Raw genomic sequence first — 23,068 nt, forward strand, 5'->3', positions numbered from 1 at the left:
CCTTCGATGTCATGTCCGGCCGTGAAGCCCGCCGACGTGGAAGAATGGGCGCGAAGCTTTTCCCCTTCCTGAGGTGGGGCCATGAGGGGGGCTGTCGGAGCGTGAAGAAGCCAATCTCCAGCCTTCCTTTCACCCTGGGAATGCAGGCGCGTGGCGCTTCCTCGCCCAACGGACTTCCGCGCTCTCGGGCTTGGCAGGCAGGGCGGCGAAGTGGGCTTCCACCGCTCGCGGGTCGATCGGGCGCGGGGCATGTGGCTTGGGCCCCTCGCCGGTCGGAAACTCAAGCTCCGCCGGAGAGGATGGCTTGAATGCGCTCGATGGCCGTCTGTCCTCCATGCCTTCGCACGGTAGCAGCAAACTCCGGATCGTCCAGCGTGAGCCGGTGTGCCTTCACCAGCGCCAGCACATCGGACCAGTCCTTGGCGGTGTCCTCGCGGGCAGGTTGGTGGATGGCATGCAGTTTGAGGGCAATCAGCGCCACCACGTCCGGGGTTGCGATCGGTTCGGTGGGCGACTTCGACTGTTCCAGGGCGGCGAAGACCTCGTCGTCGACCAGCATCAGATCGACAGGTGGCAGCGGAAACCCGTCAGGCGCTTCATACTGATGAAAGTTGGCGGACTCCGCGAACAGTTGGTAGCGCATTTCCGCCATGGCCGCCTTCCAACGCGATGCCGAACTGCGGGGGACGAGCAGATCAAGGTCGAAGGTGGCGCGCGGATGGCCCAGGGCCGTGACCGCGTGGCCGCCGATCATCAGGGCGGGCAGTGCCTGCTCATCGATGAGCTTGGCGATGGTGGTCAGAAAGCTCTGCACGCCCTCCACTTTGCATCAAGTCCTCCTTCAGAACCAACTCCCATTTCCCGGTCCAATGCGGGGTCCCGGGGCGTTGCCGAGAAACCTGAGAAAGCAAATTCCCGGTATCGAGAAATCCCCGGCTGGACCCCTTGCGAGTCGGGCCGTTCGCTCTTGCCACTCCACGACCCAATCTTCAAATTCCAGCACCCATGGCTGCCTCCACTTCCATTCTCGCGGAGAAACTTCACGAATACCCGCAACACGATGTCATCGATGGAGCGTCGGATTCGATTCTCGATGACATCATCAACCGGAACGACGGGGTGCTGCAGCTTCTGCACCGCTATGCCGGCCGGACATTCTGCACCCCGGGGAAGCGCCTTCGCCTGGATGCGAAGTCGTACTACCCGGACTACATGAATGGGACGGGCCTCGATGAAGTCTGGATGTGCTGCACCGTGCCCATCGTGACCGGAGTCATCGATACCCGCACGGGAAAGGCGCCATTTCGTGAAGGAGAAGCCCACGTCCTGACGCCGGACCGGCAGGTCATCTCACTCCAGGACCTGATCGAGGCCAATCCGGAAGCGGTCATGGGAGAGAAGGTCACGGCTTTCTCGAGGTCCCTGTTCGGCAAGGCCACCTGGCCGATCGTGTCGAAGAAGTTCGACAACCTGAATCCCATCCCCCACCACCTGCACTGGTCGAAGTGGGAGGTTTACGACATCAACTCCTTCGACAATCCCGGGGTCAGTCCGTCGCATTATCACACCACGGCCATGGGCCTGTACCCGTTCGTGACGAAGGACGAGTTCCTTGCCTGCATGAAGCGTTGGGGGGAGGGGGACTACAACGGCGTGCGGCACCTGTCGCCGCATACGATGATGAAGCTGGATGACGGCTTCGTGATGCCGAACGGCGTGCTGCACTCACCGACGGACCTTTGCACGCACGAACTGCACGTCACGATGGACGAGCATTTCCTCGCCGAGGACCTGACGCTCGATGGCCGGATCGGGGCGGCCGATGCATTCTACGCCTGCCGGGAAGAGGACTATCCGAAGGACCGGCACGAGGATTGGGAGTTTCTCGTGGATACCTTCGACTTCGAGGCGAACCAGGACCCGGACTTCGTGCGGAAGAACTCGCGCCCGGCCATCACCGCTAAAGAATTCGCCACCGACGGCGTGGAGGCGAAGTGGATTGTTTACGGCGACATCCTTGGCGACCAGAAGTGCTCGATGCTCCGTCTCACGGTCGCACCCGGTGCCAGGACGAATTTCCGGCCGGAGAGCCCCACGCTGTTCCACACGAACCGCGGCCGCGGCCGCGTCGGAAAACTCGAAGTGCGATATCACCAGGACATGAAGCTCGGCGAAGTCTATCCGGAGATCGGATTCATCACCCAGGCCGCGCTGAATCGCGGCGGCGTGGAAATCGAGAACACGGGGACCGAACCGCTCGTCCTGACCTTCGACTTCCCGCAAAACGCCCACTCCAGAACGCCCGGCGTGGCCGTTGCGAAGTAGGTTTTGGGTTGCCTCGGGACGGGTGTTTCGGATGGAGTCGAAGCCCGGAAGGGCAAGGTGCTCTAAACCGAACGGGCTGATTCCTTCATTCGACATCCTCCATCCATCATCCACCATCCCAGAATCATGGCTAGCAAACCAATCCGCATCGGACTCATCGGCTACGGCTTCATGGGCCGCACCCACTCGAACGCCTACTCGCAACTCGCCCACTTCTTCGACACCGACCACTACCCCGTCCGCCAGGCCGTCTGCGGCCGCAGCGAGGACAAGGTCAAGGCCTTCGCCGAGAAGTGGGGCTTCGAGTCCTACGAAACCGACTGGCGCGAGCTGGTGAAGCGCGACGACATCGACGCGATCGACATCTGCACGCCGAACAACTCCCACGCCGAGATCGCTCTCGAGTGCGTGAAGAACGGCAAGATGATCCTCTGCGAAAAGCCGCTCGCCCTGAACGGCGAGCAGGGCGAGGCGATGGTCAAGGCGGTCGAGGAAAGCAAGCTGCCGAACCTCGTCTGGTACAACTACCGCTTCCTGCCCGCCGTCACCCACGCCAAGAACATCGTCGATGCGGGTGAACTCGGACGGGTTTTCCACTACCGCGCGAACTTCCTTCAGGACTGGACGATTTCCGAGGACCTGCCGCAGGGCGGGGAGGCGTTGTGGCGCCTGGATGCCGCCGCCGCGGGCTCGGGCGTGACCGGCGACCTGCTCGCGCACTGCATCGACACCGCCCGCTGGATCAATGGTGACATCGTTTCGGTGTCGGCGATGACCGAGACCTTCATCAAGGAGCGGGTCCACCAGGAGACCGGCGAGAAGCAGGAGGTCACCATCGACGACGCCTGCGCCTTCCTCGCCCGCTTCGAGAACGGCTCGCTGGCGATCTTTGAATCGACCCGCTATGCCCGCGGTCACAAGGCGCTCTACACCTTCGAGATCAACGGCGAGCACAAGTCGCTGTTCTGGGACCTGCACGACCTCAACCGCCTCGAGTATTTCGACCACGGCGTGCCCGGCGACCGCCGCGGGTGGAGCAGCATTCATTGTTCCGATGGCGACCAGCCCTACGCCGGCAACTGGTGGGTGCCCGGCCTGTGCCTCGGCTACGAGCACAGCTTCACCCACGCGCTCTACGAGTTCTTCAAAGACCTCGACGACCCCCAGCCGCAGAAGCGCTACCCGGACTTCCGCAACGCGCTCGGCACCCAGTACGTCTGCGACGCCGTCCTCGAGTCGGCCAAGACCAAGCAGTGGGTCGACGTCAAGAAGGCCTGACACTTCGAGCGGACCGCGCGACGCCGTCGCGCCTCAAGGCACCGGGGGGATCTCCTCCGGTGGGTTTCTCGTACAACAGGTGGAGCCATCAACAATGGTATTCTTGGGAAAGCCGACCTCGGGTGTTTCTTTCATCGTTCCCTGAAAAAGAGCGACTTCCTGGTATTCCTGGCTGGAGCGCCAGGGAGTTGATTTGACAAGCCCACATCAACCGATAAGAACGGTCCGTCTTGTCCATGAATGCGCTGATTTTACCTACAGCTTTGCTCAGTTTTCAACTTACGGCTCATGCTGCCACTGTGGCACATTTCACCGCCTCCGGCATCCAGAACATGGGCAGCGCCGATTCATTCGGTGGCTCCAACATCACCACCAATTCGGTGGCGCATGAGTTGATCTTCGATTTCACGGCAGCAGTCGACAGCGAGACCAACCCCATCAATCTGTGGGAAGCCGGCGGTTCCGGAAGGGGAGCGGCACTGGTGTTGCAGGGCGATGATCTCTATTTCTTCGCAGGACAAAACAACGACGACGTGGTCTTCGGTAACCACGGGCTGACTTCGCCCACTCTGGGCGTTCAAATCGTCACCGTGTACGAAATCGGAGCCGGCACCGGCAGCAACGAACTGCTCTCCATCTACGTCAACGGCAACTTGATCGGCACCGCTGATCTGGAGACAGGCAATGACTGGGCCGGCGGTGAGAATCCCGGCTCCGGACTGGGTCGGATTGAGAACACCGTCCGCTACAATGGCAGTTCCCTGGTAAACCAAAGCAATGTGGTGGTCTATCCGGAAACCAACATTGATTTTGCGGTCTACCGCCTCGCGTCTGATGGCGGACCCGCGGGCAACACGGTGGCCAACATCCTGGTTCCCGAACCCTCGGTGGCGCTGCTTGGCGCGTGCGGCACCCTCTTGCTGCTGCGTCGCCGACGCTGAGGGCAGGACCAAGCAGTGGGTCGACGTCAAGAAGGCCTGACACTTCGAGCGGACCGCGCGACGCCGTCGCGCCTCAAGGCACCGGGGCAGCTCGCTCCGGTGCCTTTTTCGTTGGTGAGGCCTCTCCCTGAAGTTTGAAAAAGCATAAGCTTTTTCATTGATTTTCGTGGGTTGGCGGTGCACTTTTTCGGGGTGAGGTTTGAGGCCGGGGACGACAAGGAGAGCATGGTCGTCCGGGGTTTGAGCTTTGATGCCATCCTGAAAGCTCCAGTGCTCGATTTCGTTCCGAATCCAAAACATGAAGACCAGATGATCCTCGTCGTGGAGATCGACCGCTATGCGGTGGCCGTGCCATGCAAACCGCTGGGCGAAGATCACTGGCTCATGGTGACGGCCTATCCATCACGCAAGCTGACCAACCGCTACATCCCATGAAACGTTCCGAGATCAAGAACTGGAAGGACATGCCTCTGACTTCCGCCGAGCAAGAGATCGAGGACTCGATCGATCCGTCGAAGCTCAAAGGCGCCTCTCAGGCAAAGCTCGCCGAGGTCCGGACCGGGCTGGGCGAACTCAAGCGGCGGCGGGGCGGCGCGCGTCCGGGAGCCGGGCGGAAGCCCAAGGACTACGTGGCGACCATGCTCAACCTCACTCCCGAGGCACGGAGCCGGTTGGAGTCACTCGCCCAAGGTCAGCCCGGAGGCATGTCGGGGGTGGTCAGCCGACTGCTTGAGGAGTCACCACCGTTCGGGGGAAAGTCGAACAAGGACTGATGGGTCGTTCGGTTCGCCTACGACCGATGGCTTTCCTCCTTTCCGCTGGCAAAGCCCTAGCTTCGATTCCCTCCCATCCGAGACTCGCCCCTGATGAATGATTCCATCGATCCAGCCCATCCTGCTCCCGCCCCGAAAACCGGTGGATCAAAGGCTTGGATCATCGGGTTGGCAAACCCCTTCTCCCCGCCATCCGATCCGGCCCGACGGCCGCTCTCTCGGTGCCGGCAAGTGATGGGCGCTTTGGCGTGGAACGATCCAATGGATCTCCCGAGACCCGTCCGTCATTCCTGCGTTGCCTGAGGGGCGGCAAAGGCACCCGGGAAGTTCTTGAAGCGCGGGCCGATCACATGGGCCCAGGTCTTTGGTAGTTGCTCGCGCAAGGCATTGAGCGTGGCTTCATGCCCCGGCACGGCCGCCAGATTGGTGAACTCCTTGGGATCCTCTTGGATGTTGTAGAGTTCCTCGCTGCTGTCGGCGTAGCGGATGAGGCGCCATGGCCCTTGGCGAATGGCGAAGTTGCCCGGTCCGTGCGAGATGGTCACCGGCTTGTCCCAGTCCTTGTCCGCTCCCGTCAGCAGGGGCACGAGACTGTTGCCGTCCAGTGGTTGCCCGCATTCGAGTCCGCAGAGTTCGACCAGGGTGGGGAAGATGTCCAGCAGGCTGACCGGAGCCTCGATGGAGGCCGCCTTCATGTCCGGTGCGGCAATGATGAAGGGCGTGCGCGTGCTGCGTTCCCACAGCGCCATCTTGCGCCAATGCTCCTTCTCACCCAGGTGCCAGCCGTGGTCGCCCCACAGGACGACGATGGTGTTGTCCCGGTGCGGGCTTTGCTCGAGAGCCTCGAGCAGGCGGCCGACATTGGCATCGGCGAAGGAGCAGGTGGCCAGATAGGCGTGCACCAGTTGCCGCCAGCCCTCGATCCCGTCTTCCAGGATCGCGGCGTGGTCGTTCTTCTTGTGGAAGCCAACCATGTTGTGGGCGAAGGTCTTGCCCGCTTCGGGGATGTCCGCCAGCTCATCTTCGGGGCAGGGTGGAAGCTGCACCTTCTCCAGTTCGATTTGCTCGTAGTATCTGCGTGGGGCGGTCCACGGCAGGTGCGGCTTGCGCAGGCCCATGGCGATGAAGAAGGGCTTGTCGTGTTCGAGCTGCAATTGGGCAATGGTCCAGTCGACCAGCTTACCGTCCGCGGTATCGGAGTCGTTGTCGGTCTCCTGAACGCCGTAATCGAGTATCCCGACCTTGCGGATCTCGGTCTTGAATCCGGAGAACTGGTAACGGAATTCGTTCCAGCCGCGTTCGACCTCGCGGTAGTGGAAGATCTTGCCGCAGCCCGCGGTGTAGTAGCCGTTCTTCTGGAAGACCTCGTTGAGAGGCATCTGGCTTTCCGGGAGCCGCTTGGCGGGTGAATAGATCTCATGATGGCCGTAGGAGCCGCTCTTGTGCGGGGCCATTCCATACATCAGGGCGGTGCGCGACGGCCCACAGACCGGGGCAGGGCAGTAGGCGTGCTGGAAGGCGACTCCCTTCCTGGCCAGAGCATCGATGTGAGGGGTGCGGGCCTGCGGATGGCCGCCGAGGTATCCGACCCAGTCGTTGAGGTCGTCGACGGCAATGAAGAGCACGTTGGGTTTGTCCGCGGCAGCAAGGGGCGCGCAGAAACAGAAAATGGCAGCGAGGAGGCGCAGGAAAATCATGATGGTGTTCCGGGATTGAACATACGCCGGGCGCAAGTCAATGATTTCGACGCGTCCCGGGATCGTGCGGGTCGAGCTGAGTCTTGCCAACCCACGCCAACACCCGGCTCCGGGGGGCTGCCGAATTCTGAGAAAGCGATTTCCGAGCAGTCAGTCAGTCCGGCGGATGGATCTCGAAGAAGCGCTCCTCGGCTTCCAGCGATCCGATGAGCACCAGCTTGTCGCCGGTGTGGAGGGTGTCGCCCGGGTCGGGGTTGATCCGGCGTTCCCCGCCGTGCTCGATGGCGATGATCGAGCAACCGGTTTGCGAGCGGACCTGCGAGTCGATCAGGGTCAGCCCGTCGAGGGCGCGGGGCGTCTTCGCGGTGAAGATGCTCACGCCCTCGGCGAGCAGGAGGGTTTCACTCCCGCGCAGGTGATTGAGAATCGTGTTCGCGCTCATGGTCGCGTACGACAGGACGACGTCGGCCCCGGCCCGGTGAAGGCGCGCGACATTGGCCTCCCGGGTGGCGCGGCTGATGATCTGCAGCCTCTTGCGCAGCCGGCGGTAGAAGATCGTGAGGAAGATGTTGGTGTCATCGTCGTGGGTCGTGATGATGACGCTCGAGGCTTCATGCAGCCCGGCCTTCACCAGCAGGTCGAACTCCGAGCCGTCGCCCACCAGGGTGCGGTTCTTGAAACGGACCCGCTCGGGCAGCTTCTCGATCATCATCCAGTCGATGCCCTGCTGGTCGAGCATCTCCGCGGTCGCCCGGCCGACCCGGCCGCCGCCGATGATGACGACGCGGTTGTTCTCGGCATCCTCGCGATGCCCGTGGATCTCGTTGTAGCGGTCGACCTGCTCGCGGGTTCCGCCGAGGATGAAGATCGTGCTTTCCTGGATCACGGTTTCGGGGCTGACCGGAAGAAGCTTTCCATGATCCCAGAGTCCCACCAGGGTGACGCCGGTGTTGGGCTTGATGCCGCTCTCGGCGACCGTTTTGCCCTCCAGTCCGGTGTTGGCGGCCGAGGCCTCGGCAATCACGAGTTCTCCCATTTCGCCGATCACGTGGGCGCAGCAATCGCCGCCGATCACCCGGCGGGACAGGGCCTGGCCCATCATCTCCTCGAGGTGGAGGATGTGCGTGACCCCGGCGAGTTCGAGCGCGTCCCGCGCGGCCTTCGAGCGGGCCGAGGCGACGATGGGAATCTTCTCGGAGATCTCGCGGATCGAGAAGGTCACGTTGGTGTTGATGACGTCCGAACGGGTGGTGACCACCATTGCCGCCTCCCCGATGCGGAGCTTGCGATAGGTGTCGGGATCACTGAGGTCGCCGACCACCACCGGCACGTTCTTCTCGTGGAGTTCCATGGCCTCCGGGAAGGTGGGCACGAGGATCGCGTAGGGGTGGTGGTGCTTTTGCAGCATCTTGACCAGCAGTTCGGTGACCGGTCCGTGAAAGGTGAGGATCACGTGGTTCCGCATCGATGCCGGCAATGAGCGCGGGGCGTTCGCTTCCTGCTGGGCCTTCATCCACGGCGCGTAGAAAAACTCGATGAAGGTGAAGGGCAGCAGCACCAGCAGGAAGATCACACCGGTGACCAGCACGAGGATGGAGAACAGGCGGCCGAGATCCGACTCGAAGGTGATGTCGCCGAAGCCGAGCGTCGACATCACCGTGAGCGTCCAGTAGAAGCCGGTCATCCAGCTGTGGTGCTGGCCCTCGCGCTCCATGAGGACGTGGAAGGTGATCGAATAGGCGGTCACGATCGCGATCAGCACGCCGAGCAGCCGGAAAAGTGCCATCAGGTTGCGGCGACTTGTCCGGTTGTCGAGAAATGTGGTGAGGACGGTGGTGAGGGCCTTCATGACTGCTTCCGGGAAAGTCTCTTTCTATGATTTCAAGGCGGCCCTGCCAATCATGATGCAGCTCCCCGTGGACATCCGGCACTCACCAGCCCGCAAAGATCAGCCCGCCACTCTTGCCGCGGGGCGGGAAGCCGCTAGTGTTCGGACCAATGGTGCGAGGGTGCATTCGGATGATCTGCGGGGCATTGCTGGGCGGTGGCGTGGCCCTGGCCGGCGTCGAGGGCAGCCTGAAGTCGGCGGGCGAGAACGCCCCGGAGATCCAGGGTTTCCTGGCGCAGGCGGCGGAACGTCACGGCGCTTTCGGGGAGCGGGCGGCCACCTTTCTGGTCGAGGGCATGCCGCCTTCCGATCTGAGCTCGCTGGACACGGAATTCCTGGTCGAGAATCTCGATCTCGCGATGCGGGCCCGGAAGGAGTTTCCGTGGGCGGTGAAAGTGCCGGAGGAGGTGTTCTTCAACGACGTGTTGCCCTACGCCTCGCTCGACGAGACCCGCGAGCGGTGGCGCCATGAGTTTTACCCGCGGTGCGCGGCGATCGTGAAGGACTGCACGACCGCCACCGAGGCGGCCCAGGCGCTCAACCGCGAGTTTTTCGACGTCATCGGCGTGCACTACGACACCGGGCGCAAGGCACCCAACCAAAGCCCTTCCGAGTCGAAGAAGTTGGGCAAGGCAAGCTGCACCGGGCTTTCGATCATCCTCGTCAATGCCTGCCGCGCGGTCGGCGTACCGGCGCGGGTGGCGGGCACGCCCATGTGGTCGGACAAAAGCGGCAACCACACGTGGGTCGAGATCCAGGACGGCGGCGAATGGTTCTTCACCGGCGCGGACGAGTACGACGCGAAAGGGCTGAACCGCGCGTGGTTTGCCAAGGATGCTTCGAAGGCGATCGCCGACGACTGGCGGCATGCGATCTGGGCGACTTCGTGGAAAAGGACCGGCGAGCGGTTTCCGATGGTCTGGAATCTCGCAAGCGACCAGGTGCCGGCCGTCAATGTGACGACGCGCTACATCCGACCGGGCGAGGCCGGCGCGAAGACGGCGGAGTTCCACCTCCGGTTCTGGGACAGGCGGGGTGGCGAGCGGATGGCGGCATCTGTCGAGGTGGTCGACGCCCGAGGCGAGCAGGTCGGGTCGGTCACGACCCGTGCCGGAACCGCCGACCTCAACGACATGCCCTCGGTGAAACTTCAACCCGGGAAGGATTACCGGTTGCAGGTGACGCATGGCGGAGAGCGCCGCGGACGGGTGCTCGAAGTGTCCGAGCCGGGGGCGATGGTCATCGACCTGATCTGGTCGGACCTGACCCCCGAGTGATTCCGTTTCCTCTATCCTCATGAAGCCGCGAATCCCGCGCCGCTACCTTTGCCAACGCATGAAGGCCGTGCCGGCGATGGACGGCAGGGTGCTTGGAGCCGGATGGGATGCCCTGCCGTGGACGGAGGACTTCGTCGACATCACGGGGGATCCGGCCCTGCGACCGCGATTCCGAACCCGTGCCAAGATGGGCTGGGACGACGACTTCTTCTACGTCGGTGCCGTGCTCGAGGAACCGCACGTTTGGGGCACGATCACCGAGAAGAATGCGGTGATGTTCGAGGACAACGATTTCGAGGTCTTCATCGATCCCGATGGCGACGGCCTCAACTACTACGAATTCGAGATGAACGCGCTGGGCACCATCTGGGAACTCAGTCTTCCGAAGCCCTACGGCGAGGGCGGCTTGCCCGTCCTCGGATGCAACCTGCCGGGTCTTCGGCGTGCGGTGCATGTGGCGGGGACACTCAATGACCCGGGTGAAGAGGACGAGGGCTGGTCGGTGGAGATTGCCTTCCCGTGGCGCGGGCTCGCCGAGTACCACCGTGGGCGTGCCGCTCCGCCGGAGCCCGGAGACGTTTGGAGGATCAATTTCTCGCGGGTCCAGTGGAGGCACGAAGTTCAGGATGGGGAATACGTGCGCATCCCGCCCCATGGAACCCCGCTGGCGGAGAGCCTGAATCCCGAGGAGCAGGAACACCCCGAGGACAACTGGGTCTGGAGCCCCCAGGGAGCGGTCAACATGCACCTGCCCGACCGCTGGGGGGAAGTGGAGTTCTGTTGAGGTCCATCCTTGCGTCGGGCCGGGTTCCGGCTTTCATACGCGTCTCATGAAACTCGAAAGCCTTTGCCTCCACGGGGGCCACACGCCCGATCCGACGACCAACTCCCGCGCGGTGCCGGTGTACCGCACCGCCTCGTACGTGTTCAACAACACCGAGCACGCCGCGAACCTCTTTGCCCTCAAGGAACTCGGCAACATCTACACCCGCCTGATGAACCCGACGACCGACGTGCTCGAAAAGCGCGTTTGCCTGCTGGAGGGCGCTCCCGAGATGGGAGGTCTCGGCCATGCCTCGGGAACGGCGGCGGTGTTCAACACCATCATCAATCTCGCCCAGGCCGGGGACAACATCGTCTCGGCCCGGAATTTGTACGGAGGCACCTACACGCAGTTCAACGACATCCTGCCCAAGCTCGGCATCGAGGTCCGGCTGATCGATTCGACCGATCCCGAGAACTTCGCCAAGGCGATCGACGACAAGACGCGGGCCCTGTTCTGCGAGTCCGTCTCCAACCCGGCGCTCGAGGTGTCCGACCTGGATGCGATCGGCGCGATCGCCAAGGCCCACGGACTTCCCCTCGTCGTCGACGCGACCTTCTCAACACCCTATCTCACCCGCCCGCTCGACCATGGCGCCGACATCGTCGTCCACTCGCTGACCAAGTGGTTCGGGGGTCACGGCACCGGCATCGGGGGCATCGTCGTCGACTCCGGCCGCTTCGACTGGAAGGGCGGCAGGCACCCGCTCTACGACGAGCCTGACAGCTCGTATCACGGCCTGCGCTGGGGTCACGACCTGCCCGAGCCGTTGGCACCGCTGGCCTTCATCCTGCGCATGCGCACCGTGCCGCTGCGCAACCTCGGCGCGTGCATTTCCCCGGACAACTCGTGGATGCTCCTGCAGGGGATCGAAACGCTGGCCCTTCGCATGGAGCGGCACTGCCAGAATGCCCTGGCCGTCGCGAAGCACCTCAAGGATCACCCGAAGGTCGAGTGGGTTCGTTTCCCCGGCCTCGAGGGCGATCCGGAGTACGAGAGGAGCCGGAAATACCTGAAGGGCAAGGGCGGCTCGATGGTCGTCTTCGGCATCCAGGGCGGGGCGGAAGCCGGATCGAAGTTCATCGATTCGCTCGGCATGATCAGTCACCTCGCCAACGTCGGCGATGCCAAGACCCTGGCCATCCACCCGGCCACGACGACGCACAGCCAGCTCAACGAGGAGCAGCAGCGTGCCGGCGGGATCAGCCCCGAACTCGTGCGCCTGTCGGTCGGCATCGAGCACATCGACGACATCCTCGCCGACCTCGACCAGGCGCTGGACCAGGCTTGAATCGGACGCGCGTCCCGGCGTGCGAACCCCACCACTTCAACTCCGATCCCCGGCGGGTCGGAGTTGTGTTTTTTGCGGTGGCCCGGCGAAGGCAGCTTTCATTTCAACGCTTCGAGAGTTGATGAATGATTGAAAGTGGAGTCTTGGCTGGAGTTGCGAGCAACTTCGGCGCTTTTTTCGGGAAAATTCCGAAAGGAACTTGAATCTCATTTTGGAGGACTTGTAACTGTACCGGATGGTTCCGTCACATCCCGGTACGGGAGTTGTAGTTTAATCGATTGAGCGCCGTTCCGGTGCCGGCATGCCTCGGATAATCCGTCCGAAACCCGCATGGAGGGCACCAGTCATGAATACGCAAAGTTTGATTCGAACCGGGGCGACCCTGATCTCGCTCCTCACGCCGGTCGCGATGGCCGAAGATGAATTCGATTGGGGGGATGCGCCCCAGGATCCTGTCAATCCGGGCTACTTCTATCAGACCTTGAGCCCGGGGGGCGCGCATCACTTCATTGTGCCGGCGGTGTTCATGGGTGTGGTGATCGACGGCGAGGGGAACGGTCAGCCGACGATCCCGGCCGACGGTGACGACCTGAACAACCAGCCCGACGAGGACGGCGTATCCTTCGGTGGTCCGCTGATGCCCGGACTGGGAACACCGGTGACGGTCACCGTTTCGCAGCCCGGCTGGCTCGATGTGTGGCTGGACGTCAACAACAACGGAACCTTCGATGCACCGGGTGATCTCGTCTACTCGGCGGCCGTCGTGCCGGGGGTCAACAACATCACCGTCACCGTGCCCGGCGGGACGATGCCGGGTCCGAACTACATGCGCTTCCGCTACAATACCAGCGGATCTCTCCCGCCGGACGGTCCCGCACAGGACGGCGAGGTCGAGGACTACAGGGTCAACATCGAGGAGGAGCAGTTCGAAGAGTTCGACTGGGGCGATGCGCCCGAGCAGATGGGAGGATTCAACTACCAGACCACTTCGGCCAACAACGGTGCGAACCACCTGATCATGCAGGGTGTGTTCATGGGGACGCTGATCGATGGCGAGGGCAATGGTCAGCCGACGATCCTTGCCGATGGGGATGATCTAAGCAACCAACCCGATGAGGATGGTGTATCCTTCGGTGGTCCGCTGATGCCTGGCATGGGAACAACGCTGACGGTGACTGTTTCGCAGCCCGGATGGCTCGACGTGTGGCTGGACGTGAACAACAACGGGACCTTCGACGTTCCGGGCGATCTGGTTCACTCGGTGGCCGTGGTCGCCGGGCCGAACCCGGTTCCGCTCAACATACCGGGTACGACGACGCCCGGTCCGAACTATCTGCGCTTCCGTTACAACACCGGCGGGCCGCTCCCGCCGGGTGGTCCCGCCCAGGACGGCGAAGTCGAGGACTACATGGTGATGATCGAGGAGGAGCCGTTCGAGGAAGTTGATTGGGGCGATGCGCCCGAGCAGATGGGAGGATTCAACTATCAGACCACCTCGGCCAACAACGGCGCGAACCACCTGATCGTGCAGGGCGTATTCATGGGGGCCGTGATTGACGCCGAGCCAAACGGTCAGCCGACGCTGCCCGCCGACGGTGACGACGTGAACAACCAGCCCGACGAGGACGGCGTGTCTTTCGGTGGTCCGCTGATGCCCGGCATGGGGACACCGGTGACGGTGACCGTGAGTCAGAACGGTCAACTCGACGTGTGGCTGGACGTGAACAACAACGGGACCTTCGACGCAGCGGCGGATCTGGTTTTCTCAGGACCCGTGGTGGCCGGACCGAACACGATCACGATCAACGTGCCTGGCGGCACGGCACCCGGCGGAAACTACATGCGTTTCCGCTACAACCTGGGCACGGCCCTTCCCCCGACCGGCTTTGCCGCGGACGGCGAGGTGGAGGACTACATGGTGATGATCGAGGAGGAGCCCAAGGATGTGGACTGGGGCGATGCGCCCGATCCGCTGTATCCCACGCTGAGCGCCAGCACTGGAGCAAATCACGTGATTGTCCCGGGGATGTTCCTTGGATTCACGATCGATGCCGAACCCGACGGCCAGCCCGATCCGAATGCTCAGGGCGATGACAATGCTGGCACCGACGACGAGGACGGCGTCGTGTGGTATCCGATGGTTTCCGGAGCCCTGACGGCCATCGATGTCTGGGCCTCGGTGGCGGGTGTGGTCGACGTCTGGATCGACCTGAATGGCAACGGCAGCTGGCTCGATGCGGGAGACAAGGTCCTCGCGGGGGTTCCCGTGACTGTTGGGAAGAACCAACTGACCTTCACCGTGCCAAGCGGCACCGCGGCGGTGAATACCTTCGCCCGCGTGCGCTACAGCAGCGCCGGGGTGTCCGCTCCGACCGGCCCGGCTCCCGACGGTGAGGTGGAGGACTATCCGGTGAGCGTGCTCGACGAGGGCACCGCGGTGTTCGACTTCGGCGATGCACCGGATCCGAGCTATCCGACCCTTGCGGCCAGCGCCGGGGCGGCGCACGCCCTGACCGGTCCGGTTCTCGGCGTGCTGGTCGATGCCGAGGTGGACGGGCAACCGGATCCCGCGGCACTCGGGGACGACCTGAACATGATCTATCCGGGCGGCCCCGACGACGAGGACGGCGTGACCTTTGGCTACGCTCTCATTGGCGGCCAGCCGACGGTGTGCGAGATCATCGCCTCCGCCCCTGGAGCGGTCGACATGTGGATCGACTGGAACGGCAACGGCACCTGGCTCGATCCGGGTGAGCAGGTGCTGATGGCCCAACCGGTGAATCCGGGTCCGAACTATGTCACGATCTCGGTGCCCGTCATCGGCATGACGGGTCCGACCAAGGCACGGGTGCGGATCAGCAGCATGGGTGGCCTGCCTCCCACCGGCTTCGCGCCGGATGGGGAGGTCGAGGATCACGATGTGTTCCTCCATGAGGAGGGCGGGATGGACTTCGGCGACGCTCCGAATGGATCCATACCGCCCCATGCCTTCCCGACCACGATGGCGGACTTCGGGGCGGCCCACTTCATCGACAGTCTGTTCATGGGTGTGTTCGTGGACAGCGAGATCGATGGTCAGCCCCATTCCGCGGCCCTCGGAGACGATGCCTCGGGTGGACCGAACGACGAGGACGGGGTGTCCTTCGATACCGCGTGGATTGCCGGTACCACGGCCGACCTGACGGTCGTCCTGCCATCGGGTGCACCGGCTGCGGATCTCGAGGCCTGGGTCGACTGGGACGGCGATGGCACATGGACTCAGGCGTCCAACCATGCCGTGGTCAATGCGCCGATGTCACCGGGGCCCAATCCAATTCAGATCTCGGTGCCCGCCGGGGCGGGGATGACCCAGCCCTTCGTGCGTTTCCGTCTTTTCCATCAGGGAACGTCCGTGGGCTACGGAGGCTTCGTTCAGGGAGGTGAGGTCGAGGACTACCTGGTTCCAGTCGGTGAGACGATCCGTGCCGGGATTTCCATCGATCGCAGCGCGACGCCCCACAAGGTCGTCCTGACGTGGCCTGCCAAAACGGGGGCGACGACCTACAGTGTCTACAGTTCGACCACGCTTTCCGGTGGCTTCCCGGGAGGCTGGACGCTGGAGCCCACGGGATCGGGACTCACCACACTGACGTGGAGCGAGAACCTCGTCGCAACGCGCAAATTCTACCTGGTGGTGGCATTCCCGTGACCCCGGTTCTCCCCCGCCGAACCGCATCGACCTTCCCCCCCGGGGCCGGTGCGGTGAGAGCGGAGGGGCGGTCGCTTGGATCTTCGGGACTCAGCGCCCGGGATCGGGAAAGCTGTTCCAGAGTTTCTTCAGCTCCTCGACCCGGGCCGGGTGGTCGGCGGCGAGGTCCCGGGTCTCGGTCTTGTCCTTCGACAGGTCGAACAAGCGCCAGGGTTCCTTGCCTTCCCGGACCAGCTTGAAGTTGCCGCGAATGATGGCGTGGGTGTGCTGGTGGTTGAAGTAGTAGGGGAAGTCGGGGTCGAGGGATCTTCCGGTGAGCATCGGCACCAGCGAGCGGCCCTGGTTTTCCGGCATCTTGGTGCCCGCGAGTTCGCCCGCGGTGGCCATCAGGTCGACCACGTGCCCGCGATCGGCGACCACCGTGCCCCGGGCGTCGGCGGGAATCCGGGCGGGCCAGTGGAAGATGGCGGGGGTCAGGGTGCCCCCGGCGCGCACGTTGCCCTTGTAGCGGGGGAGCGGGGTGTTCTGGGCGTTGGCCCAGTCGCGTCCGACACTGCCGAAGGTGTCTGGGCCGCCGTTGGGAACCGAGGGGTCGTCGCCCACGGTGATGGGGCGGCCCTCCTTGCGGGCCTTCTCCAGCACGTTGATGGCGGTCTTCCACGCGTTGCCGCTGAGGTGCTCGCTGCAGGCACCGTTGTCGCTGCAGAAGATGATCAGGGTGTTGTCGAGTTGGTCGGTTTCCTTCAGGGCGTTGACGACCTGCCCGACGGCCTGGTCGAGGTGGTCGATCATGGCGGCATAGACGGCCATGTTGCGGACGTGCCAATCCTTGTGCGGGATCGTCTCCCAATCGCGAACGTCGGGTTCGGGGGGCGGCAAGGGCCAGCGCTTGCGATCGATGAGACCCATCTCAAGCATCCGCTCGTAGCGTTGTTGGCGCAGCACCTCCCATCCTCCGCGGTAACGGTCGAGATACTTGCGGATGGTGGCCTCGGGGGCATGCATCGGCCAGTGCGGCGCGGTGAAGGCGACGTAGTGGAAGAAGGGCTTGCCGGATGTGGCCAACTCCCGGATCTGCCGCGCCGCCTCGGCGCCGATCTTGTCGGTGTAGTAGTAGCCGGGAGAATCCGGTTCGACCGGTTGGTCATTGCGCGTCAGCGACGGGGGATCCCAGTAGGACCCGCCGCCCTCGATGGTCCCGTAGAAGTCGTCGAAGCCACGCCGGTACGGGGACTGATCGTCGCCGCCGAGATGCCACTTGCCGGCGATGGCGGTCTGGTAGCCGGACTTCTTGAGCATTTCCGCAACCGTCGGCCCGTCATCGAGGCCGTTTCGGTAGCGACCGGTCATCAGGGTCGCGCGGGTCGGCCAGCAGCGGGCGGTGTTGTAGAATTCGGTCGAGCGCAGTCCATTGGCGGCGAGGGCGTCGAGGTTTGGAGTTTCGATTTCCCCGCCATAGCAACCGAGGTCCGAGAAGCCCATGTCGTCGGCGAGGATGAAGACGAGGTTGGGCCGGTCCGCTGCAACGGCTTCGGTCGCGAGCAGCAGGAGAGCAGAGGCGGCGAGGAAATGGATCACGCGCATGATGACGATGGTGAAGGGTGGCGAGAGCAAGTGAAGCCCACTGTTTTGCCAAACGGCCCGGAGGGCCATTTCACCCATGACCCTCCAGGGCATGGCCATGCCCTTGCCTGCGCTACATTCGCGTGTAGCGCGGGCCGTCGGAGGCCTGCGGGAAGGTCCACTCGATGTTCTGGTAGGGGTCCTTGATCTGGCAGGTCTTGCAGTGCAGGCAGTTCGAGAAGTCGATGTGGATCTTTCCATCCTCGAGCCGGTAGACCTCCGCCGGGCAGAAGCGTTGGCAGGGCGCGTCGTAGAGCTCGATGCATTCGACGCACTGGTCGCGGTCGAGGATCTTCAGGTGGCACGGCTGGTCCTCGTCGTGGATCGTGCCCGACATGAACAGGTCGGTCAGCCGGTCCGGTGACAGCGGGGTGGCCTCGATTTTTTTCGGCTCCTTGTCCTTGCGGACGGGCTTGAGCCCCTCGTGGTCCGGATGGATCGGCACTTCCCAGAAGGGCAGGCGACCGCCGGTGGCCCAGGCACATCCGGCGCTCATCACGCCAAGGGCGACATGCGTCGAAAACGGGGCCCGCACGTTCTTCACCCGCTGCAGTTCCTTCCAGCCGGAGAAGCTCTTCAACTTTTCCGGGTAGGCCTTGAGTGCGGACACGGAAAAATCGTCCCCGGCCCAGCAGTCGGCCAGCGTCTGACCGGCGGCCTGGCCGGATTGGGCGGCGATGTGAACGCCCTTAATGCGCAGCGAGTCGAGCAGGCCGCCACCGTCACCGACGATGATCGCGCCGTCGGTCGCGAGCTGCGGGATCGAGTAGTAGCCACCTTCCGGAATGACCTTGGCGCCATAGGCGACCGCCCTGCCGCCGGCGATGTGGGACTGGATCGCGGGATGGGCCTTGAACTCGCGGAAGAGGTGGTGGAGGTCCGCCTCGGAGCGCTTGTAGTCGAGCGCGTAGGCGTAGCCGACCATCACCTGGGTCGGTGACACGTGATAGATGAAGCCGCCGCCGTAGGTGGTCTGGTCGGACGGGTAGCCGAAGGTGTGGGCGATTTCACCGGCGCGCGATTCGTCCTCGGGCACCTCGACGACTTCCTTGATTCCCAGGGCGAAGGTCTGCCCGCGTTTGGTCGCGAGCCCCTTGCGGGCGACGAGCTGTTCCGTGAGGCGTCCGAAGCCCCCTTCGCCGAGCACCACGACCTTGGCGTGGATTTCCTCGCCGGGGGTGAAGTTCGACTTCGGCTTGCCGTTGTGGTCGACCCCCTTGTCGCCGGTCCGCACGCCGATCACGCGGCCGCTTTCATCTTCGATCAACTCGACCGCCGCGAAGCCGGGGAAGATCTCGGCACCCTCCTGCTCGCAGAGCGCGGCGAAGTAGCGGGTGATCTTGGTCATCGAGCCGAGCGGATAGCCGTGGGCCTTCATCAGGCCGGGCACCCATGGGATCGGGACCGAGCGCTTGTCGTTGAGCAGGAAGCGGAACGACTCCTTGGTGACGTGGGCGTCGATCGGCAACTGCTCCATTTCCTCGTCGGTGAGCAGTCCCTTGAAGCCGGCCGGGTCGATGACCGCGCCGGAAAGCACGTGGTTGCCGATGCTGCGGGACTTGTCGAGGATGGTGATCCGCGGCAATGCCTGCTCGTCGCCGCGTGCCTTGAGGTTGCGCAGGGTCGCGAGGGCGGTGGCGAGGGAGGCGATGCCGCCGCCGACGCACAGGATGTCGGTCTGGATCGGTTGTTTGGCCGGGTCGGACATGGCTTGTAGGGGCTTGGAGTCAGTTGGACTGGCGGCGCTTCTCGAGCGTCTGGACCAGCAGCGGCAGGATCTCCATCAGGTCTCCGACGATGCCGAGGTCGGCGACGTCGAAGATCGGGGCGTTGGGGTCGCTGTTGACCGCGATGATGGTCTCGGCGGCACGCATGCCCTCGAGGTGCTGGATGGCACCGGAGATGCCGAAGGCGAGGTAGAGCTTCGGTGCCACCATCTTGCCGGTCTGGCCGACCTGGTGGGCGGCCGAGATCCAGCCGGCATCGACGCAGGCCCGCGACACGCCGACCACGCCGCCGAGCAGGTCGGCGAGGCGCTTGAGCAACTCGAGGTTCTCGGCCTTCTTCAGGCCGCGGCCGCCGGCGACCACGATCTCGGCTTCCGAGATGTTCACCCCCGAGCGGGTGGGGATCGACTCGATGATGCGGGTGATCGGTGAGATCAGGTCGAGCTCCTCAACCAGCGTGCTGCCGCTCCGTTTCGGATCCGGTGGCCGCATCTTGAAGACGTGAGGACGCACCGTTGCCATCTGTGGACGGTGGTTCGGCGTCATGATCGTCGCCATGATGTTGCCGCCGAAGGCCGGGCGCGTCTGGTGCAGCAGGGTGGTCTCCGGATCGATCGCCAGCGCGGTGCAGTCGGCCGTGAGCCCGGTGTAGCAGCGCACCGCGACCTTGGCGAAGAAGGCCCGGCCGATGGCGGTGGCACCGGCCAGCACGACCTCCGGCTTGTGCTTCGCGATCAGCTGGTGAAGGGCGTCGGTGTAGACGTTGGCCTCGTAGTCGGCGAGCTCGGGGCGGTCGACGACATAGACCTTGTCGGCACCGGCGGAGATGAGATGACCGGCGGCGGAGGTGATGTCGTGACCGAGCAGCACGGCGGCCAGCTCGCAGCCGCGGTCGTCGGCGAGGCGGCGGCCGGTGGACAGCAGTTCGTAGGCGACCTCCTCGACCTTGCCGTGATGCTGCTCGGCGAAGACCCAGACTCCCTTGAACTCCTTGAGGCTCTCGTCCTTGATGTCATCGGTGGTCACCGAGGTCATCGCGTCGAAGGGGCAGGCCTCCACGCAGGCGTTGCAGCCGCGGCATTCGTCGGCATTCAGCACGACGAGTTTGCCTTCCATGTGGATCACGCCGAAGGGGCAGGCACTGGCGCACTTGCCACAGCCCTTGCAGTTCTCCTGGTTGACGAGAATCGGTGAGTCGCTCATGACTTGATGCCTTTCTTTTGAAGAACCTGGAGGATCGCCTCGACCGCGGCGGAGGGCAGTTCACGACCGTCCATCTTGGTGCCGCCGGACTTGACGGGTGGGGCGAAGATCTTGACCACCTTGGTGGGCGAGCCCTTGAGGCCGCAAAGGTCCGGGGTGGCCTGCAGTTGCTTGGTGCCCCAGACGCGGACTTTCGCGTGCTTCGCATCCATCCAGCCGCTCAGGCTGGAGAAGCGGGGCGGGGCGGCTTCCTTGACCACCGTCATCACCACCGGCAGCGGTCCTTCGAGGACGTCGACCCCGTCGTCCATCAGGGTTTCGACCTTGAAGCGCCCATCGTTCACCTCGAGCGTCCTGACGTAGGTGACGAGCGGCATTTTGAGGAACTCGGAAACCCCCGGGCCGACCTGCGCGGTGTCGCCGTCGATCGCCTGCTTGCCGAAGAGCACCATGTCGACCGCCGGCTTGAGCTTCTTGATGGCCTGGCCGATCACATACGAGGTCGCCCAGGTGTCGGCACCGGCGAAGGTCCGGTCGCTGAGCAGGACTCCGTCGTCCGCTCCGCGCGCCATCGAGTCGCGCAGGACGATGTCGGCCTGGGGCGGGCCCATGGTCAGCACGGTCACCTTGGCCTCGTGGCGGTCCTTGAGCTGCAGGGCGAGTTCGAGGGCGTATTCGTCGAAGGGATTGACGATGCTCTCCACCCCTTCGCGCATCAGGGTGTTGGTTTCGGGGTTGATCCGGACGTTGGCGGTGTCGGGTACCTGTTTGACGCAGACGACGATGTGCATGGCGGGCGGGGTTTGGCGCCGTCCGGAGTCCGGGCACCGTCCCACGGGCAGGATGGATGGACCGGGATCTCGACGACGGAATGACGCGTTGCAGAGACTACCGTGAGTAAGCCGCAAAATTTGCGCAGTGCACACCGGATAGGAATTTCTGCACAACCTTCCGCAGGCGGTGACCGATGGAGCGGCTTCAAGCCGTCGATTTCAGCCGACGCCGTCACCCGCATCACTGTGATTCAGCCCGTAGACGTGGTCGTACTTCACCGCTCCAAAAACGGCGAAGGCCACAGTGTGTGAACTGTGGCCTTCATGGTGGCGGGGACAGGATTTGAACCTGTGACCTTCAGGTTATGAGCCTGACACACATCCAAGTAAATAAGGGCCATGGGAGTTTCCGTGCGTGTTTCCATGCAATAAAGTCTTGTAAGTGCTATTCCGATGCATCTAAATGTATCCATGAGCCGACCAGCTAAACGGACCCGCACGCTCGCCCCCAAGACCTCCTCGACCGGAATCACAATCGTTTCGAAGGTCGATGCGCAAGGATACCCCTTCTACATGGTCCAAGGCTGGCAGGTGAACGGCAAGTGGCAGCGGAAGCGGTTCAAGCTCCGGGAGAAGGCGGAGACCTTTGCTGCCGAACTCAAGGTGTCGATGGAGAATCAGGGCAGGGCGCTCCGTATGGTGATGAGCGTTCTCACCGAAGAGCAGCATGAGGAAGCCCGGCAAGCTTTCGACCGCCTCGGGGAAATCTACTCGCTCGATGAAGTGGTTAGCTTCTTTCTCCGGCATCACCGCCCCCCAGAATTCACGATCAGGCTGGGAGAGGCTATTGATGCTTACCTTGAAGACAGGGAGCGGGATGGAATCCGGGAACGATCCCGAAAGGCGATTCGGAGCGTCTTGAAGCAGTTCCGCGACGCGGCGGACGATCCTTGGACACATGAGGTCACGCCGCAGACGGTCGAGAAGTTCTTGCGCGGTCTGCGGGCCAAGGACGGCGAATCAATGGCAACCCGGAAGACCTGGAACAACTACCGCAACGACCTTCACGGCTTCTTCAAGTGGGCCAAGACGCCGGACGTTGCCTCAAACCGCCCCTTCACTTTCGAGAACCCGGTGGCCAGCGTGCGGAAGTTCACGGCGCGTCAGGTCCGGGAAGAGCAGTCAGGCAAGCCGACCACCACGGACCCGGAGAAGGTCTTGCGGATGTTCACCGCCCTTTCTCGTTGGCGGAGTGGCGTGATGCTAAAGCATTTTGCGCTTCTCTACTTTGCGGGAATCCGGCCCGAAGAACTCAAGCGGATGAAGGACAGGGAAGGGGACTTGATCAACCTCGCAACCCGGACGATCACGGTTCCTGCGGACGTGTCGAAGACGGGACACGAGCGGCAGATTCACATTGCCGACAATCTCGCCGCGTGGCTGGAAGCCGCACCCGCCCCCGCCGTGCCTAGCAACCTCGACCGTCTGGCAAAGCGGATTCGGAAGAAATACGACCTCAGCCACGACGAAGCGCGGCACTCTTTCATTTCCTACCATGTCGCCCTTCACCGGAGCATCGGAGACGCGGCCCTCCAAGCAGGCAACTCGGAGAGCATCGTGAAGCGCCACTACCTCAACACCCACACGCGGGAAGAGGGGAGTGCCTTTTTCCGCATCGCGCCGGGTGGGCGGGGCGCGGTTTTGACAGACGCTCCGACGCAATCGGCTGCAACACATTTGAAGGCTGTATGAGTCGAAGAT

General features: G+C 63.5%; 17 protein-coding genes. 10 read left to right on the forward strand and 7 right to left on the reverse strand.

Going from position 1 to position 23,068, the window contains the following annotated elements; genetic code table 11:
* Positions 1-280: 280 nt before the first annotated feature.
* Complete coding sequence (locus ACG2LG_RS14450) at positions 281-823, reverse strand: nucleotidyl transferase AbiEii/AbiGii toxin family protein (protein WP_396260097.1); 543 nt, start codon at positions 821-823, stop codon at positions 281-283.
* 182 nt (positions 824-1,005) lie between these two features.
* Between ACG2LG_RS14450 and ACG2LG_RS14455 the strand changes: the two genes are divergently transcribed.
* The 5 genes from ACG2LG_RS14455 to ACG2LG_RS14475 all read left to right on the forward strand — a co-directional run bounded on the left by ACG2LG_RS14455 (position 1,006) and on the right by ACG2LG_RS14475 (position 5,317).
* Positions 1,006-2,325, forward strand: a complete 1,320-nt coding sequence (locus tag ACG2LG_RS14455; protein WP_396260099.1) for a hypothetical protein — start codon at positions 1,006-1,008, stop codon at positions 2,323-2,325.
* Between the two features lie 126 nt (positions 2,326-2,451).
* Positions 2,452-3,603, forward strand: a complete 1,152-nt coding sequence (locus tag ACG2LG_RS14460) for a Gfo/Idh/MocA family protein (protein ID WP_396260100.1) — start codon at positions 2,452-2,454, stop codon at positions 3,601-3,603.
* 236 nt (positions 3,604-3,839) lie between these two features.
* Positions 3,840-4,544, forward strand: coding sequence for a hypothetical protein (locus ACG2LG_RS14465; RefSeq protein WP_396260102.1), 705 nt, complete (start codon positions 3,840-3,842; stop codon positions 4,542-4,544).
* A gap of 240 nt (positions 4,545-4,784) precedes the next feature.
* Positions 4,785-4,979: a hypothetical protein gene (locus ACG2LG_RS14470; protein ID WP_396260103.1), complete on the forward strand. Its 195-nt coding sequence runs from the start codon at positions 4,785-4,787 to the stop codon at positions 4,977-4,979.
* Entirely contained in the window at positions 4,976-5,317 is a 342-nt protein-coding gene (locus ACG2LG_RS14475; protein WP_396260104.1) for a hypothetical protein, read from the forward strand. The genes ACG2LG_RS14470 and ACG2LG_RS14475 overlap by 4 nt, the downstream gene beginning before the upstream one ends.
* Positions 5,318-5,601: 284 nt before the next feature.
* On the opposite strand, the gene ACG2LG_RS14480 is transcribed toward ACG2LG_RS14475, so the two are convergent.
* Positions 5,602-7,014, reverse strand: coding sequence for a sulfatase (locus tag ACG2LG_RS14480; RefSeq protein WP_396260106.1), 1,413 nt, complete (start codon positions 7,012-7,014; stop codon positions 5,602-5,604).
* A gap of 154 nt (positions 7,015-7,168) precedes the next feature.
* Positions 7,169-8,863: a potassium channel family protein gene (locus tag ACG2LG_RS14485; RefSeq protein ID WP_396260108.1), complete on the reverse strand. Its 1,695-nt coding sequence runs from the start codon at positions 8,861-8,863 to the stop codon at positions 7,169-7,171.
* A 170-nt stretch (positions 8,864-9,033) separates the two neighbouring features.
* Between ACG2LG_RS14485 and ACG2LG_RS14490 the strand changes: the two genes are divergently transcribed.
* The 4 genes from ACG2LG_RS14490 (at position 9,034) to ACG2LG_RS14505 (ending at position 15,981) form a co-directional block, all read left to right on the forward strand.
* The gene (locus ACG2LG_RS14490; protein WP_396260109.1) at positions 9,034-10,179 is read left to right on the forward strand and encodes a transglutaminase family protein; all 1,146 of its coding nucleotides are present in this window, start codon (positions 9,034-9,036) and stop codon (positions 10,177-10,179) included.
* Positions 10,180-10,198: 19 nt separating this feature from the next.
* Positions 10,199-10,963, forward strand: a complete 765-nt coding sequence (locus ACG2LG_RS14495; protein WP_396260111.1) for a carbohydrate-binding family 9-like protein — start codon at positions 10,199-10,201, stop codon at positions 10,961-10,963.
* 46 nt (positions 10,964-11,009) lie between these two features.
* Positions 11,010-12,293 carry an O-acetylhomoserine aminocarboxypropyltransferase/cysteine synthase family protein gene (locus ACG2LG_RS14500; RefSeq protein ID WP_396260112.1) on the forward strand — a complete coding sequence of 428 codons (1,284 nt, stop codon included), beginning with the start codon at positions 11,010-11,012 and terminating at the stop codon, positions 12,291-12,293.
* Positions 12,294-12,639: 346 nt separating this feature from the next.
* Complete coding sequence (locus ACG2LG_RS14505; RefSeq protein WP_396260114.1) at positions 12,640-15,981, forward strand: GEVED domain-containing protein; 3,342 nt, start codon at positions 12,640-12,642, stop codon at positions 15,979-15,981.
* Between the two features lie 90 nt (positions 15,982-16,071).
* Here ACG2LG_RS14505 and ACG2LG_RS14510 read toward each other — a convergent pair whose 3' ends face one another.
* From ACG2LG_RS14510 to ACG2LG_RS14525, 4 genes are all read right to left on the reverse strand, one after another.
* Positions 16,072-17,565, reverse strand: a complete 1,494-nt coding sequence (locus tag ACG2LG_RS14510) for an arylsulfatase (protein WP_396260116.1) — start codon at positions 17,563-17,565, stop codon at positions 16,072-16,074.
* A gap of 112 nt (positions 17,566-17,677) precedes the next feature.
* Positions 17,678-19,312, reverse strand: a complete 1,635-nt coding sequence (locus ACG2LG_RS14515) for a 4Fe-4S dicluster domain-containing protein (protein ID WP_396260117.1) — start codon at positions 19,310-19,312, stop codon at positions 17,678-17,680.
* A 19-nt stretch (positions 19,313-19,331) separates the two neighbouring features.
* Positions 19,332-20,534, reverse strand: a complete 1,203-nt coding sequence (locus tag ACG2LG_RS14520; RefSeq protein WP_396260119.1) for an FAD-binding protein — start codon at positions 20,532-20,534, stop codon at positions 19,332-19,334.
* On the reverse strand, positions 20,531-21,325 hold the full coding sequence (locus ACG2LG_RS14525; protein ID WP_396260120.1) for an electron transfer flavoprotein subunit beta/FixA family protein: 795 nt from the start codon (positions 21,323-21,325) through the stop codon (positions 20,531-20,533). Before ACG2LG_RS14525 ends, ACG2LG_RS14520 begins: the two co-directional genes overlap by 4 nt.
* A 651-nt stretch (positions 21,326-21,976) precedes the next feature.
* On the opposite strand from ACG2LG_RS14525, the gene ACG2LG_RS14530 reads away from it, so the two are divergent.
* Complete coding sequence (locus tag ACG2LG_RS14530; RefSeq protein ID WP_396260122.1) at positions 21,977-23,059, forward strand: tyrosine-type recombinase/integrase; 1,083 nt, start codon at positions 21,977-21,979, stop codon at positions 23,057-23,059.
* The last annotated feature ends 9 nt before the right edge of the window (positions 23,060-23,068 follow it).

The sequence above is a fragment of the Haloferula sp. A504 genome (assembly GCF_044385805.1).
Classification (GTDB): domain Bacteria; phylum Verrucomicrobiota; class Verrucomicrobiia; order Verrucomicrobiales; family Akkermansiaceae; genus Haloferula.

What these genes read in the sequence shown, in the direction of transcription:
- ACG2LG_RS14455 (WP_396260099.1), top strand. Translation starts at nt 1,006, where the DNA reads ATGGCTGCCTCCACTTCCATTCTCGCGGAGAAACTTCACGAATACCCG.
- ACG2LG_RS14460 (WP_396260100.1), top strand. Translation starts at nt 2,452, where the DNA reads ATGGCTAGCAAACCAATCCGCATCGGACTCATCGGCTACGGCTTCATG.
- ACG2LG_RS14465 (WP_396260102.1), top strand. Translation starts at nt 3,840, where the DNA reads ATGAATGCGCTGATTTTACCTACAGCTTTGCTCAGTTTTCAACTTACG.
- ACG2LG_RS14475 (WP_396260104.1), top strand. Translation starts at nt 4,976, where the DNA reads ATGAAACGTTCCGAGATCAAGAACTGGAAGGACATGCCTCTGACTTCC.
- ACG2LG_RS14480 (WP_396260106.1), bottom strand. Translation starts at nt 7,014, where the DNA reads ATGATTTTCCTGCGCCTCCTCGCTGCCATTTTCTGTTTCTGCGCGCCC.
- ACG2LG_RS14485 (WP_396260108.1), bottom strand. Translation starts at nt 8,863, where the DNA reads ATGAAGGCCCTCACCACCGTCCTCACCACATTTCTCGACAACCGGACA.
- ACG2LG_RS14490 (WP_396260109.1), top strand. Translation starts at nt 9,034, where the DNA reads ATGATCTGCGGGGCATTGCTGGGCGGTGGCGTGGCCCTGGCCGGCGTC.
- ACG2LG_RS14495 (WP_396260111.1), top strand. Translation starts at nt 10,199, where the DNA reads ATGAAGCCGCGAATCCCGCGCCGCTACCTTTGCCAACGCATGAAGGCC.
- ACG2LG_RS14500 (WP_396260112.1), top strand. Translation starts at nt 11,010, where the DNA reads ATGAAACTCGAAAGCCTTTGCCTCCACGGGGGCCACACGCCCGATCCG.
- ACG2LG_RS14505 (WP_396260114.1), top strand. Translation starts at nt 12,640, where the DNA reads ATGAATACGCAAAGTTTGATTCGAACCGGGGCGACCCTGATCTCGCTC.
- ACG2LG_RS14510 (WP_396260116.1), bottom strand. Translation starts at nt 17,565, where the DNA reads ATGCGCGTGATCCATTTCCTCGCCGCCTCTGCTCTCCTGCTGCTCGCG.
- ACG2LG_RS14515 (WP_396260117.1), bottom strand. Translation starts at nt 19,312, where the DNA reads ATGTCCGACCCGGCCAAACAACCGATCCAGACCGACATCCTGTGCGTC.
- ACG2LG_RS14520 (WP_396260119.1), bottom strand. Translation starts at nt 20,534, where the DNA reads ATGAGCGACTCACCGATTCTCGTCAACCAGGAGAACTGCAAGGGCTGT.
- ACG2LG_RS14525 (WP_396260120.1), bottom strand. Translation starts at nt 21,325, where the DNA reads ATGCACATCGTCGTCTGCGTCAAACAGGTACCCGACACCGCCAACGTC.
- ACG2LG_RS14530 (WP_396260122.1), top strand. Translation starts at nt 21,977, where the DNA reads ATGGAGAATCAGGGCAGGGCGCTCCGTATGGTGATGAGCGTTCTCACC.